Source organism: Rufibacter sp. JT3400010 (assembly GCF_054956755.1).
Genome location: NZ_JBUDXA010000015.1, coordinates 1 through 13,831, shown reverse-complemented (window position 1 = coordinate 13,831; position 13,831 = coordinate 1). Strand labels below are relative to the sequence as shown.

At 47.7% G+C, this 13,831-nt stretch carries 14 protein-coding genes and 1 tRNA gene; 10 read left to right on the top strand and 5 right to left on the bottom strand.

Going from position 1 to position 13,831, the window contains the following annotated elements; all coding sequences use genetic code 11:
* The first annotated feature begins 204 nt into the window (after nt 1–204).
* Nucleotides 205–1,392, top strand: a complete 1,188-nt coding sequence (locus ACY0JR_RS14040; RefSeq protein WP_462634731.1) for a Pycsar system effector family protein — start codon at nt 205–207, stop codon at nt 1,390–1,392.
* 151 nt (nt 1,393–1,543) lie between these two features.
* Here ACY0JR_RS14040 and ACY0JR_RS14035 read toward each other — a convergent pair whose 3' ends face one another.
* Both ACY0JR_RS14035 and ACY0JR_RS14030 read right to left on the bottom strand, forming a co-directional pair.
* A complete protein-coding gene (locus ACY0JR_RS14035) occupies nt 1,544–2,686 on the bottom strand; it encodes a DUF2652 domain-containing protein (RefSeq protein WP_462634730.1) in 1,143 nt (380 codons plus the stop codon).
* 444 nt (nt 2,687–3,130) lie between these two features.
* A complete protein-coding gene (locus ACY0JR_RS14030; RefSeq protein WP_462634729.1) occupies nt 3,131–3,331 on the bottom strand; it encodes a hypothetical protein in 201 nt (66 codons plus the stop codon).
* A 368-nt stretch (nt 3,332–3,699) separates the two neighbouring features.
* Between ACY0JR_RS14030 and ACY0JR_RS14025 the strand changes: the two genes are divergently transcribed.
* Nucleotides 3,700–3,771, top strand: a tRNA-Arg gene (locus tag ACY0JR_RS14025).
* A 625-nt stretch (nt 3,772–4,396) separates the two neighbouring features.
* Here the strand turns inward: ACY0JR_RS14025 and ACY0JR_RS14020 are convergent.
* Nucleotides 4,397–4,765 (bottom strand): T9SS type A sorting domain-containing protein, encoded by a 369-nt coding sequence (locus tag ACY0JR_RS14020; RefSeq protein ID WP_462634728.1) that lies wholly within the window; start codon nt 4,763–4,765, stop codon nt 4,397–4,399.
* 158 nt (nt 4,766–4,923) lie between these two features.
* Between ACY0JR_RS14020 and ACY0JR_RS14015 the strand changes: the two genes are divergently transcribed.
* The 5 genes from ACY0JR_RS14015 to ACY0JR_RS13995 all read left to right on the top strand — a co-directional run bounded on the left by ACY0JR_RS14015 (nt 4,924) and on the right by ACY0JR_RS13995 (nt 9,923).
* Nucleotides 4,924–6,042: an NAD(P)/FAD-dependent oxidoreductase gene (locus tag ACY0JR_RS14015; RefSeq protein WP_462634727.1), complete on the top strand. Its 1,119-nt coding sequence runs from the start codon at nt 4,924–4,926 to the stop codon at nt 6,040–6,042.
* Nucleotides 6,043–6,445: 403 nt separating this feature from the next.
* Nucleotides 6,446–7,240 carry an alpha/beta fold hydrolase gene (locus ACY0JR_RS14010; protein ID WP_462634726.1) on the top strand — a complete coding sequence of 265 codons (795 nt, stop codon included), beginning with the start codon at nt 6,446–6,448 and terminating at the stop codon, nt 7,238–7,240.
* Nucleotides 7,241–7,713: 473 nt separating this feature from the next.
* The gene (locus ACY0JR_RS14005; RefSeq protein WP_462634725.1) at nt 7,714–8,823 is read left to right on the top strand and encodes a type III polyketide synthase; all 1,110 of its coding nucleotides are present in this window, start codon (nt 7,714–7,716) and stop codon (nt 8,821–8,823) included.
* Entirely contained in the window at nt 8,816–9,559 is a 744-nt protein-coding gene (locus ACY0JR_RS14000) for a methyltransferase domain-containing protein (RefSeq protein WP_462634724.1), read from the top strand. The genes ACY0JR_RS14005 and ACY0JR_RS14000 overlap by 8 nt, the downstream gene beginning before the upstream one ends.
* A gap of 145 nt (nt 9,560–9,704) precedes the next feature.
* Nucleotides 9,705–9,923, top strand: coding sequence for a hypothetical protein (locus ACY0JR_RS13995; protein ID WP_462634723.1), 219 nt, complete (start codon nt 9,705–9,707; stop codon nt 9,921–9,923).
* Nucleotides 9,924–9,999: 76 nt separating this feature from the next.
* On the opposite strand, the gene ACY0JR_RS13990 is transcribed toward ACY0JR_RS13995, so the two are convergent.
* A complete protein-coding gene (locus ACY0JR_RS13990) occupies nt 10,000–10,902 on the bottom strand; it encodes a histone deacetylase family protein (RefSeq protein WP_462634722.1) in 903 nt (300 codons plus the stop codon).
* A 168-nt stretch (nt 10,903–11,070) separates the two neighbouring features.
* On the opposite strand from ACY0JR_RS13990, the gene ACY0JR_RS13985 reads away from it, so the two are divergent.
* A complete protein-coding gene (locus tag ACY0JR_RS13985) occupies nt 11,071–11,706 on the top strand; it encodes a porin family protein (protein ID WP_462634721.1) in 636 nt (211 codons plus the stop codon).
* 323 nt (nt 11,707–12,029) lie between these two features.
* Here ACY0JR_RS13985 and ACY0JR_RS13980 read toward each other — a convergent pair whose 3' ends face one another.
* On the bottom strand, nt 12,030–12,587 hold the full coding sequence (locus ACY0JR_RS13980; RefSeq protein ID WP_462634720.1) for a type 1 glutamine amidotransferase domain-containing protein: 558 nt from the start codon (nt 12,585–12,587) through the stop codon (nt 12,030–12,032).
* Nucleotides 12,588–12,678: 91 nt separating this feature from the next.
* Here ACY0JR_RS13980 and ACY0JR_RS13975 point away from each other — a divergent pair, with 91 nt between their 5' ends.
* Together ACY0JR_RS13975 and ACY0JR_RS13970 are read left to right on the top strand one after the other, a co-directional pair.
* Nucleotides 12,679–13,194 carry a TlpA family protein disulfide reductase gene (locus ACY0JR_RS13975; RefSeq protein WP_462634719.1) on the top strand — a complete coding sequence of 172 codons (516 nt, stop codon included), beginning with the start codon at nt 12,679–12,681 and terminating at the stop codon, nt 13,192–13,194.
* A 4-nt stretch (nt 13,195–13,198) separates the two neighbouring features.
* Nucleotides 13,199–13,825, top strand: coding sequence for a thioredoxin family protein (locus ACY0JR_RS13970; protein ID WP_462634718.1), 627 nt, complete (start codon nt 13,199–13,201; stop codon nt 13,823–13,825).
* Nucleotides 13,826–13,831: the final 6 nt, after the last annotated feature.

Here is a 13,831-nt window from a genome sequence, read left to right as displayed (position 1 = left end):
CCATTTTAAAAGTAGTTAGTTGAAAACGAGCCTGAAATACAAGAAGGCATGGGCAATTTAAAGGAGCGCCACCGGCAAAAATGAATTGGGCTAACCTTCAGGGCCATATTCGCGTTGTAGACCTTTGGATTCAACTATAACAGAAGCAGCCTATCCGCTGCTTTTAGACAAGTGCTACGGGCAATATCGCTCTCACCTATCTTTATGGAAAACGAAGATCTCATCCGGAAAGCGGGCAACTATGTGTTCACGCTTTTCAAAGAGAAACTATCAAAGAAGTTAGTTTACCACAACTACAAACACACGTTTGAGGTGGTAAAAGAAGCCAGGGAACTGGCCCAGGGGTACATGCTGCCTCCAGAAGAATTGGAGATCCTTACGCTGGCCGCCTGGTTCCATGACACCGGCTACATTACCACCTATGCGAACCACGAAGAGGAAAGTGTAGACATTGCCACAGCCTTTCTGCGGGAAGAGGAATACCCCGAGGACCGTATTGAGCAGGTGATCAACTGCATCATGGCCACCAAACAGGGCCAGATCACGCACCATCTGTTGGAAGACATTTTGGTAGACGCAGACATTGCCAACATTGGCAAAGACACGTTCTTCGCTACCGCCGAGCTCTTGCGCGTGGAATGGGAGATTTACCTGAACCGAACTTTCACTGACCTGGAATGGGCACAATACCAATTGGACTTCCTGCTTTCCGTCTCCTTCAGGACGCAACCGGCCCAAGCCAAATTTTCTAAGCAACTCAGTAAAAATATTCAGGAGCAACGCAGTCATTTGCAGGAGCTCTCCAAAAAGAAAAAGAAAAAAGAGAAGAAGAACCGGGAGAACTTGGCGCAGCCCAAACGTGGTATAGAAACCATGTTCAAGAGCACCTATGACACCCACATCAGTTTGAGTGCCATTGCCGACAATAAGGCCAACATGATGATCAGTTTGAACGCCATTATCATGTCCATCATTATCACGTACCTGGGTACAAAATCTTCCATTATTGGTGCCGAGTTCACCCGCAATCCTATCTTAATGATTCCGGTGGGCATTCTGCTGGCTACTACGCTGGCCTCGGTGATTTCAGCCATTATTTCGGCGCAGCCCGAAGTGACCAGTTTCCGGTTGCGCCCCAACAAATTGACCAGCCGTCGCATTAACCTGCTGTTTTTCGGAAACTTCACTAAAATCCCGCTGGAAGATTTCCAGAATGGCATGCATGACATCATGCGCGACAAGAATGCGCTCTACAATAACATGATCACCGATATTTATTACCTGGGAGATGTGCTGAAAAACAAATACCGGCTCCTGCGTATTTCGTACACCATTTTCATGATAGGCATTATCTTAACCGTAGTGTCCTTCGTGATTGCCATTGCGCGTTAGTCTATAACTCCATTAATAAGTCAGAAGGGGCTGCCGTTGCGTAAACGGCAGCCCCTTCTGACTTACGGGAGTAAGGTTCTTATACAAATCTCTGAAAGGACCTTCCATCTAAGGCCAAATGCATTTGGAAGAAAGTAAATGCAAGCGGGTATTATTCCTGCCTGTTTTTATACAATTGCTCGCAAAGTAACTTGAGTTGCAGCAGCGACGCTTTCATGAACCCTTTGATCTGCTTCCGGCCGAAATGGTCATAGAAATAATCGCCTACAGACACTCTGCTGTAATGGAATTCCAGGGTGAGCTGGGTTCCCTCCTGCCCCTGGTACAGGTAATAGAAGATAAGCGAGTTAGGAAACATCTTGAAGTTCGCCATTTTCTCAATCACCTCTATTTTGTCTGCCGTTACCCTGCTTTGCAAGGTTTGCATTTCAATGGAACCACCTTTCTCCATTTCGCAGAAATAGTTGGTGCCAATGCGGGTGCCTTTCTTAGTGTCAAATTGAGCGCTTTTCACGCGGTGCATCCACTTCGGCTTTAGCCGGTAATTCTGAATAACCCGCAGCACCAACTCCACCGGGGCTTTGATGTGGTCTTTCAGCGAAAAGGTATTGGGATACTGCTTGTGTGTGTGCTCTACCTCGGGGTCTGTCACCAGCAGGCGCAGGGGCGTGAGGAAGGCATATTTGTAGTGGATTTCTCCCACATGCTCATAGCTGTTTATCCCGTCTCTGAGCTGAGTCCACTCAAAATTATTCGCTACTGCCTCGGGGTTTTGGGTATTCAGGTATCCTTCGGTCAGGAGCACGTATTCAGAGCCTTCTATGCTGTTCTTGAGTAAACGATGAGCCAGGATCACATCAGTGCCCATGAGCTTGATGTGGTCTCTTATTTGGGTCACGCTTATGCGCCCGTAGTGTACTATGACTTTGAGGGTAAGCTTATTTTCCGACAACTTGGGGCTGGCCAGAATATCGTCGCGCTCCATGATACGCAGGTAGTTCTGGAAGTCCAGGAAAATCTGCTTGCATTGGCTTACAATCTGATCTACCGACGGGGCATCGCCAAGTTTGTAAAACAGAATGGCATCGCCTTGTATCTCGCAGACCTCCATGTTCAGGATATTGGCCTCTATGATAATCTCCAGTAAATCGGCAATAAGGTTACGGCTGTACTGCACCCCGTTTTCATGCATGAAACGGGTAAAGCCACTTATATCTGGAATGAACAGCAGCGCGGGCTGCGAATCATCCGCGTCATGGGGTGCTAAAGAGATATTGGTTACTGTTGACTCCATGGAATACAATCTAAAGCAGAAGCCTTTCAGTTGAAGTACTCAACCCATGTGCTCTGGTGGCCAGTTATCTGCCAACGCCTCATATACGTGAATAACGCTTGTTCCTTTGCCTTTACAGCATACTTGTTTTCAATTTTCCTGAACTTATTTGGCGTCCTCTCTCCAAAGCACTTGCCCAGCCGTGCACGACTATGTTCTGCTAGCGTTTATTTCTGCCCAGCAAAAGAAAATAGAAGGAAGGAAACAGTGACACGTTGTTTCACTTTGGCAGTAGAAACAAGCATATGTATGGGTAGACTTTGCCTTAGAAAATGGAGGACAAAAGGTGTGGTAATTACTTGCAGCCGTTTTGCATCTGTTTACACAAAACAGGCCTAAAACAAAAAAGGAGTGATGAGCCACGTACATGGTCTCTCACTCCTCTAAATGAACGTACGTTCCTGATTAAGATTCAGCTTCAGCGTTTTTTGGCTTACGGCCTCTTTTAGCGCCTTTCGGCTTGTTCATGGTATCTGGAATTTGGTTTAAAGCCTCGTTCATTTGGTTGAAAATGCCTAGCATTAATTGAACATCTTCCACATTTTGGCAATCGCGGATTACCTCCATTTGCATCTTGTCAAGCTTGCTTTTAAGTTGATCTCTCATAGTGAATGGGTGGTTATAAATTTTAACTGGTGCAAATATATAAATAACAATGAATCTTCAGCATAAAGCTGACAATTGCTCCTATTAATTTACTCTACGAATTAACAGACACAATGTATTTATTATTTACAGAATTACTTTGTCTATTATTGCCTTATTCTAAACTATTTCCTTCTAAAAAAAAGAGAATGCTTAATTATTGAAAGATCAGGCTGATGTTTATCTCAATAAATTGCCCTCGTGAAAGCCGAAGTCTTTCATGAAGGCATCAAAACAAAAGCCGTCTATCAGATTTGATGCACATAAAATTTCTTCACAAGCAATTTTATTTTACTTTTGCAAGCCAGGCAATCCTGCCTTGTCACAAAGGCCCCGTAGTTCAACGGATAGAATAGAAGTTTCCTAAACTTTAGATCTGGGTTCGATTCCCGGCGAGGCCACATATTCTTTCCATTCGCACAGAAACAGCAGCCTTCTTGTGCCCCTTTCTGTTTTAAAATCCTGTTTACCTTTCAGAGACAAAACTTCTCTTGTTTGTGGCAGCGTTTTACTTAATCCAATATTTCATCAGAAATAAGACTGGCAGCAGAGGTACTAAGAATTTATCTACACTAAAATTTATTCCTATTTCCGCTGAAGACCGGTGCATATTAAAGCAGTTAGCCACTTAACAATTGAGGCAACTGGTCTTCGCCTTTTTGATTTATTTTCAGCCCCGGACACACCTGTTTAGAAAAGTAGCACAGAAGTATTGATCTGTTCTCCGGCAGTTATTGCCAGAACTTGTTTCCGAAAACATTTAGATTTCTTTACTCATACCTGCCTTGAAAATCTGATTATTACGTTTCTTCCACCACAAACAATGGCTGCAAGCAAGAAAACCTAAGATGGATTAACACGAAGTTATTTCCGGCTGAATGTTGCCGCATTTTGGTAGAATTTCTACGGGGCGCTCGCATGCACGCACTGGATAATTCCTATTCAAAAGGGCAAGCAGGAAACCAGCAGAAAATAAAAAAGGGCAAAACCTTTTAGGTGATGCCCTGCTCTTCATGTTGCCTATAACTACCGAAGAATAACTTTCCTGACTTCGCTATAACTGGGAGTTTCCAATTTAACGTAGTACAAACCTTTGGAAAGACTACTTAAATTCAAGTTCTTCACGTACCGTTCCGCTGGGTCTTGAATTACTTCACGGTAGACCACATTCCCAATCACATTCATAATCCGTAGATCAGTTTTCTTTCCTTCAAAACCTTCTAAAGAGATAGTGATAGGACCATTGGTAGGATTGGGGTAAACAGACATTGACTGGTCATATTGACCGGCTTTCGCCTCACTACTTTGCTCTGTTGGCAGCGGCCGGGTTTTTACCTGGGCCGGTACTTCATAGAAACTGAGACAAATAACTAATAAGAGTAAAAAGTGTTTCATGAGTTTTCTTTATCCTTGAATACCAAAGCAATACAGCATATTTATCTTTTTAACGATGAAGGCGTACTCTTGGTTTTGGATTTTAAAATGAACAAATACGTAAATCAATTGTTTCAAATACCGGCAATTGAATAATAGCAACATCTTAGCCAGGCATTATGAATACCCGCAAAGTCATTGTCATTGGAGGAGGATTAGCCGGCCTGGTCAATGCCCTGCAACTATCACGCCAGGGCGTAGAAGTGATAGTGATAGAGAAAAAAAGGTTTCCCTTCCATAAGGTCTGCGGGGAGTATATTTCCAACGAGGTGCTTCCCTTTCTAAGCAGTATTGGAGTAAATGTAGAGGAATTACAGCCTTCCCACCTAACCCATTTCATGCTTTCTTCCCCAATGGGCCGTTTTCTTCAGACACCCTTAGATTTAGGTGGTTTCGGCGTAAGCCGATACAGATTAGATTATCATTTGTTTCAATTAGCCCAGCGGCAGGGTGTCACATTTATGCAACAGGTGAGCGCCACGGAAGTAGATTTTAAGGACAATTCCTTTACGGTAAACCTGTCTACCGGTGAGCAATTACAGGCACCGGTGGTGATTGGGGCGTATGGCAAGCGTAGTGGGCTGGACCGCAGGTTTAACCGTTCGTTTTTTGAGCAGCGGTCTCCCTATCTGGCGGTAAAATATCATATCCGTACCCAGTTGCCCAAACACGTCATTGCCTTGCACAACTTTTCTGACGGTTACGCAGGAGTGTCTGCCATTGAAGAGGACCGTTACTGTTTCTGCTACCTGACTACCCGCCAAAATCTGAAAAAGCATGGCACCATTGCCCAAATGGAAGCGCAGGAATTAAGTAAAAACCCCTGGCTGCGCGACCTCTTCAGCAACAGCGAATTTCTGTACCCGCAACCCGAGGTGATCAACGAGATTTCTTTTGCCCCCAAAGCCTGCCTGGAAGACCATGTACTCATGAGCGGAGATGCGGCCGGACTAATCACGCCCCTCTGTGGAAACGGAATGGCCATGGCTATTCACTCGGCTAAACTTTTGTCTGAACAAGTGCTGCTTTTCCTAAACGGGCAGCAAAACAGAACCCAACTGGAAACCAATTATTCCGCCGTTTGGAAACAGCAATTTGGTACCCGGCTGCAAACGGGCCGTCTGGTGCAACACCTGTTCGGAAAACCAGTACTGTCTGAACTAGCGGTGGCAAGTCTGAAATACATACCAGGGGCGGTGAAAGCGATCATGCGGCACACCCACGGCAAACCTTTTTAGTGAAAAAGTAGCCTCCGCCCATAGCTTCTTTTTGTTTGAAACTCAGTTTCCAGAAATAAGGCTAAAAAGGACAGTGGCAAAGAAATCCTTCCAGTTGAAAACAAACCTTTGTGCAGCAACCAGCCAAAAGCCAATTAAATAAAAAACTTCGGAAACCAACAAGGCGTGTAAGAGCCTAACTTTCTTCAGCTTTTACGGTCACTTTTTCGTACTATAAATCAAGAACCTATTGAACTTATTGAAAACTTTTATAGTAATTTTACAGGCTACTATCTAGAAACCAGCACTTTTCAGATAGCAGAATAAATCCTAAAAGACAGTACCCCCCGGCTAAAAAGAATGGATTCAGTTTAATCAAGGTTCTACCAGAGCCACGGCATCTTATTAAAATGATATATATACAATGTATCCCTTAGAGAGAAATAATGTGAAGATATTTGGCAAGGGAGAACAAGCTTTGATTTTTGGGCACGGGTTTGGCTGTGACCAGAACATGTGGCGCTATGTCACTCCTTCCTTTCAGCAACACTACAAAATTGTGCTATTTGACCACGTAGGTGCCGGGCAGTCTGACCAGACGGCTTATGACTACACCAAATACGCATCACTGCAGGGCTACGCCGATGACATTATAGAAATTTGCCGGCACCTTGATCTCTCCAACCCTATTTTTGTGGGCCACTCAGTAGGCGCTATGATTGGGGTGCTGGGCGCCATTCGGGAACCAGATCTTTTTGAGAAACTGGTCTTGATTGGGCCTTCCCCTTGCTATATCAATGACGGTGACTACCTGGGCGGGTTTGACCTCCCAGACATACACTCCATGTTGGAGTTCATGGAAACGGATTACATGGGCTGGTCCGGCACGTTCGCTCCTTTCATCATGGGCAACCCAGACCAACCGTCTCTGGGCGAAGAACTGATGCACAGTTTCTGCAACACCAACTCCAGCATTGCCAAACATTTCGCCCGCACTACCTTTCTGTCAGATAACCGCGCTGATTTGGCGCATCTGCAAACCAAGGCTTTGATTCTGCAATGCAAGGAAGACATGATTGCCCCGGCAGAGGTAGGCGAGTTCGTCCATAAAAACATCAAAAATTCCAAGTTCGTGCAGATGAAAGCCACCGGCCACTGCCCCCACCTGAGCGCCCCTCTTGAGACCATCCAAGCCATGGACTTCTTTCTCCAGAACTAGAACCATTCCCCCGGAAAGACCCACCTTTCAGGGAAATTCAATTGAATAAACACACATTCTTTCCCTTTGTCATTTTGAAAGGACCTTGTGAACGAACCAAAGAAGCACGTTTGAACGGCACCTTCCGTTTACTATCAGAACCCTTTCAAAATGACAAAGCGCATGATGTAACGTATTCTCCTACGCACCTCTTCTGGTAGATTAAAAGCATTTCAGGCATCTCCTCTGCAACGTACCGCTGCTTCTATTTTAAGGCTGTTTTTCAGAATAACGGGTCAATTCAGCAAGCTCTGCTTCTTAATTTGCCAACAGTTTCTTCTGAGATAGCGCTTACTCAGGCTCCTGGCAAAACCCGAACTGCCCCAAGAGAGTATGAAAGCAAAAGGCAATAAATTCCCCCTTCGGCCATAAACTTTGTTTAAACAAACGTGCCGCTCTAAACATCTTGCCGCTTTTTTGCTTATACTTAGAATATGAAGAGTTATCTCTGCGCCATCGGCACGGCTAATCCACCGCATGCTTTTCCTCAGCAACAGATCGCTGATTTCATGGCCGAGGCCCTTCAGTTAGGCGAGCAAGATACGCGCAAACTCAAAGCGCTGTACCGGGTGTCGGGCATAGACCAACGGCATTCGGCGTTGTCAGATTTCGGTCGGCAGAACGGCGAATACGAGTTCTTCCCCAACACGCCCGGCCTGGAACCTTTCCCCACCGTGGGCGACCGCATGCAGGCCTACCGCAAAGCCGCCTTGCCGCTCTCTGTGGAGGCCGCTCAGGAATGTCTGGCTCAACTTCCAAATCTGGAGACAAACCAAATCACGCATCTCATCACGGTCAGTTGCACCGGCATGTACGCCCCGGGGCTGGACATTGAATTGGTAGAGGCGCTAGGCTTGTCTACCCAGGTGCAACGCACATGTATTTATTTCATGGGCTGTTACGCGGCCTTTAACGCCTTAAAGGCGGCCGACACCATTTGCCGCGCCGATGCCCACGCCCGCGTGCTCATTGTCTGCACCGAGCTTTGCACGCTCCATTTCCAGAAACACCCCGAAAACGACCACTTGGTCTCCAACTCCCTCTTCGCCGATGGGGCCGCCGCCGTCTTGGTCAGCCCAACGCCGCTATCGCCTTTGTCTTTGCGGGTAGATGCGTTTCACTGCGATTTGGCGCCTTCGGGGCAGAAAGACATGGCCTGGCACATCCATGATTTCGGGTTTGAGATGACACTTTCTTCGTACGTACCGGCATTAATCAAGCAAGGAATTGGCCAACTGACTCAATCACTGCTGCAGAAACTCAACTTAAAGCTGGAGGAGGTAGACTTGTTTGCCATTCACCCAGGTGGGCGCAAAATCTTGGAAGTGATTGAGCAGGCCTTGGGCTTAACCACCAAAGACAACAAGCACGCTTATCAAGTGCTGCGGCAATTCGGGAATATGTCTTCGGCTACGGTGCTGTTTGTGCTGCAGGCATTGTGGCGGGAACTGCAACCAGACCGCCATGAAGCCCCTATCCTCAGTTTTGCCTTCGGGCCGGGCCTCACTTTAGAATCCATGCTGCTCTCAGTACACTATGTTTAAGCAGCGGTCCACGGAGTTGGAGTTGATGGATGATCTCACCCTCGCCAGTGATGACCTGCGCCGAAACCTGCAGGAATTGGAGTTCATCAATGTTTGGCTAGGCGGTCATGACGTAGTCCGCAATGGGCTCAATCAAATCCTGAAGCACCCGCTTTTAACCTCTTTCCCCAAAAGGACGCTGAAAATAGCTGATTTGGGCAGCGGCGGGGGCGACACCTTACGCATGGTAGCCCAATGGGCGAGAAAAAACAAACAGCCCGTAGAGTTGGTGGGCATAGACGCCAACGCCTTCATGCTCCAGTACAGCGCTTCTTTAAGCCAGGAATACCCCGAGATCTCTTTTCGGCAAGCCGATGTTTTCTCCCCGGAATTTGCGCACCAGCAGTTTGACGTGGTGATCTGTAGCCTGTTTCTGCATCACTTTCCAGACGATGCCTTGTCTGCGTTACTGGCGCAGTTACGCCAACAGGTGCGCGTAGCGGTGCTCATCAATGACATTCACCGGCACCCGCTGGCGTATTATTCTATCAAAGGGCTTACCCAAGTTTTCTCCCGTTCGTATCTAGTGAAGAATGATGCGCCGCTGTCGGTGCTTCGGGCTTTTTCCCGCGCAGATTGGCAGCGCCTTCTGGACAAAGCCGGAATTACTGCTTACCAGATGCAATGGAAATGGGCTTTCCGGTGGAAAATTGTTTTCGGGCCGATTTCAGAAAAAGAGCACCAAAATCAACTTTAATTTGTAACTTACTATAAAAGAGCACCATCCATGTATTTGCCGCACATCAAAAACACGGCAACTACGCAAAGGGCGTTCTTCTGAAAGCAAAGGCCTTCCTTTTTGTGAAGCTGCGTTTGCCTATTGTTTCACCAACTTTTTACCCATGGGCCGAAGTTCCTCCAAACAACCCCTTCAGTTCTGGCTGCTTTTAGCGGCCTCCCTCTTTTTATCAGCCATGGTCATCAGTCTGTTTTTCAAAATCATGCAGGTGATGATCTACTTACTGCTTGTGCTCCTGCTGGTGCCGCTCATTTACCTGGCACTCAAACGCTCCCTCCCCTTCCTGCGGGGCTCAGACGCAAAACTAAAATCCCGTAATTGACAGTTCGTATCACGTAGTGCGTATCATGTATCACGATAATAGTCTTGCTACTTGATACGCACTACGTGCTACCATTTTAAAAGAAAATCTGCTGGGCTAGCCGGAAGGTATTGGCGTGGGCTTCCACTATGTCTGCGATGCGGGTGGAGTAGCCGCCGCCCATGCTGGCGCAGACGGGCACGCGGTTCTGGTGGCACAATTCCAGCACCTGGCGGTCGCGCTCTTTACAACCGGCCAGCGTGAGGGCCAATTTTCCCAGTTTGTCTGAGGCCAGCACGTCTACCCCGCACTGGTAAAACACGAAATCGGGGGCTACCTGGTCCATAAGGGCAGGCAGGTGTTCCCGCAGAAGTTTCAGGTAAGCGGCATCATCTATGCCATCTGGCAGGGGCACATCTAAGTCAGATTGCTCTTTGTGAAGCGGGTAATTGTTGCCCCCGTGCATGCTGAACGTGAACACCCGTGGCTCCTGGGCAAATATCTGGGCGGTGCCGTTCCCTTGGTGCACGTCTAGATCTACAATGAGCACCTTGGTGGCTTTGCCTTCATCTAACAGATACTGGGCGGCCAGGGCATTGTCGTTTAGCAGGCAGAAACCTTCGCCCCGGTTGGTGAATGCGTGGTGGGTGCCTCCGGCAATGTTCATGGCCGCGCCATACTGTAAAGCATATTCGGCAGCTTTCAAAGTACCGCCCATAATCACTACCTCTCGCGTCACCAGTTCCTGCGAGAGCGGAAAACCGGTTTTCCTGATTTCCGAAGCGCTCAGTTCCAACCCGTGCAGTTTGCGCCAGTACTCCGGCTCATGCACCCGCACAATATGTTTTTCTGAGATGGGACTGGGCTGGAAGAAGTTTTCCTGGCTTACCGTTCCCTCATACAGAAGTTGCTCGGGCAGCAGTTCATATTTGAGCATGGGAAAGCGGTGGTTTTCGGGAAGCGGGTGGGCGTATTCTGGGGACCAGGCAATTTTAAGCATATACGTGGGGCAACTTTCTATTGGATTATTTCAGCTGTCTTTTCTTCTCACAACATTGTACCCAGCCCAGATGTTTGATTGCAACATTCCGGCCAGCAGACAGTATAATAGGTACGGTCTACTGCACAGGGTGGACTTACCGAACCTATTCCAAATGTACTATCTGCTATGAAAAAAATCTGTTTACTTTTAATAAGTGTATTTTTCTTTGAAGCGGCGCAGGCGCAGGAACGTGTCTTAAACAGAGGCGTCATTAACCACAACGAAGAAACCGGAGGCGATGCGCGTACCAACAGTGGCTTCGGGGTGAAAGGCGGCGTACTTTTCAGTGCCCTGCAAGGCGATGGCAAAGATGCCTTGGACAACCTCAAAAACACTAAGAACTGGCACGCCGGTTTCTACTCGCAATTCAGCGTTGGCCGCATCTTTTCTATTCAGCCGGAAGCCCTTTACACCCGCCGCAACGTGGAAGACGTAGCCGGCGACCGGCGCTTCGACTATATTGATGTACCGGTGCTAGCCGTATTGAACCTTACCGAAACCATCAGTATACATGCCGGCCCGCAGGTGGGAATCATGTTAACCGCCAAAGAAGGCGACCGGGAAATTGACAAAGAAGGCCTGAATACCTTTGACTACGGAGCCGCCGCCGGACTGGAAGCCAGACTTGCTATCTTCCGGCTGGGAGGCCGTTACTACCGCAGTTTCGCAGACCTGGGGAAATTTGATGCCGCCAATGCCAACCGCGCTCTGAACGACATTAAAGCTGGTAACTTCCAGATTTATCTGGGGGTTGGGTTCTAAGCAGCATTTATAAGGCTTTTGAAAGAAAAGGTGCTTCTATATGGAGCACCTTTTTTGTTTAGCACAGAAGCTAAGTATTTGCGAATCAGCAGCAAACACTTTGAGGCTTTCGCCTCACGGAAGTTGCAAACTTCCGAACATGGTAGGTCCAAGTTGAAAACTTGAACCATGCTTTTCTTTGGCAATGATGCAGAATGTGTGACTTACCCCTGCCATTTAGAGGCCACTTTCCTAAGTTTAGAGGGTAATTTTCCTGAAAAGCCTCTAAAACAGCAAAGCCGACGGGAGTTCCATCGGCTTTCCTGTTTTGCAGTGTAAGGGGCTTATGCCCGGTCGTGCTTTCCTTCGGCGAATTCTTCAATCATTTTCTTGTTAAAGGCGGGAATATCATCTGGTTTCCGGCTGGTTACTAGACCATTATCAGTGACTACTTCTTCGTCTACCCAGTTGGCTCCGGCATTGGCGAGGTCGGTTTGCAGGGAAGGCCAGCTGGTCATTTTCCGGCCTTGCACGGCTTGGGCTTCAATCAAGGTCCAGGGACCGTGGCAGATGGCAGCAATAGGTTTTCCGGAGTCATTGAACGCCCGCACAAACGCGACGGCCTGGTCGTTGACCCGCAGATAATCTGGGTTCATGACGCCGCCGGGTAACAGCAAGGCATCATAATCTGACGCTACAGCACTCTTCAGTTCTTTGTCTACGGTGAATTCCTGTCCCCAATCGGTCTTAGCCCAGGCTTTCACTTTACCAGACTGCGGGGAGATGATATGGGTTTCGGCACCGGCTTCTTCCAGGGCAGCCTTGGGTTTTTCCAGTTCCACTTGTTCAAATCCATTTTCAACCAGAATGGCTATTTTCTTTTCAGCGAGTTTTTGTGACATGTTTATTAGTTTATCTATATGTTAAAATCGTATATAGTTGTACTTTAGTACAGATAGAAACGTTACATTTAGTATGATATACAGTACGTCTATGTTCCCCCGCAGAATCTTTTTAACGTGCGCGCTGCTCTTCAGCCTTTTGCTGGCCGGCAACTCCCTCCTGGCCCAAAGCCAGAAAGTTGCTATGGTAAAGCTGCCGCATTTGCAGAAATACCTGAACTCCACGTCAGACACTACCTACATCATTAATTTCTGGGCCACCTGGTGCAAACCGTGTATTGAGGAACTCCCCAACTTTGAGGCCGTCCAGAAACAGTACGCCGGTCAGCCGGTACAAGTGGTGCTGGTGAGCATGGACTTTGCGAAAGACCTGGAAAAGAAAGTAGTGCCGTTTGTGAACAGACATAAATTGCAAAGTACCGTTTTCCTGCTGGACGAACCCGACCAGAATGCCTGGATTGACCTGGTTGACCCCTCGTGGAGCGGCGCCATTCCGGCCACGCTGTTCGTTAACAATGCCCGTAAGCAACGCCTTTTTCTGGAGAAGCCCATTACGTTGGCGCAACTGAACACCTATTTAACTTCCACCTTTTCACATACCCCTTAATGCTATGAAAAAACCTTACTTTCTTTTTTTACTCCTGAGTGTGTTCACGCTATGGGGAGCCTCGGCGTACAAATTTGCCGAAGGCGGCTATCAGGTAGGCGACACTGCCACAGACTTTAAGCTGAAAAACGTAAACGGCCAAATGGTGAGTCTGCGTGATCAGAAAGAGGCAAAAGGTTTTATTGTCACTTTTACCTGCAATACCTGCCCCTACGCCAAGCTGTACGAAGACCGCCTCATTCAACTGCACCAGAAATATGCGGCCAAAGGGTACCCGGTCATCGCCATCAACCCCAATGACGTGACGGCATCGCCAGAAGATTCTTACGCCCACATGCAGAAACGGGCCAGCGACAAGAAATTCCCGTTTGTGTACCTGCATGACGAGACCCAGGAAATAGCCAAGCGCTACGGGGCCACCCGCACCCCACACGTGTACGTGCTCACCCGTTCGGGCCAGGACCTGAAGGTGTCTTATATTGGCGCTATTGACGATAATTCCGGCGACCCTGAGAAAGTGCAAAAACGCTATGTAGAAACCGCCCTTGACAATCTGCTCTCTGGCAAAGCAGTACCGCAGGCCAGCACCAAAGCCATTGGTTGCACTATTAAGTGGCGCAATAATAGTTAATTTACA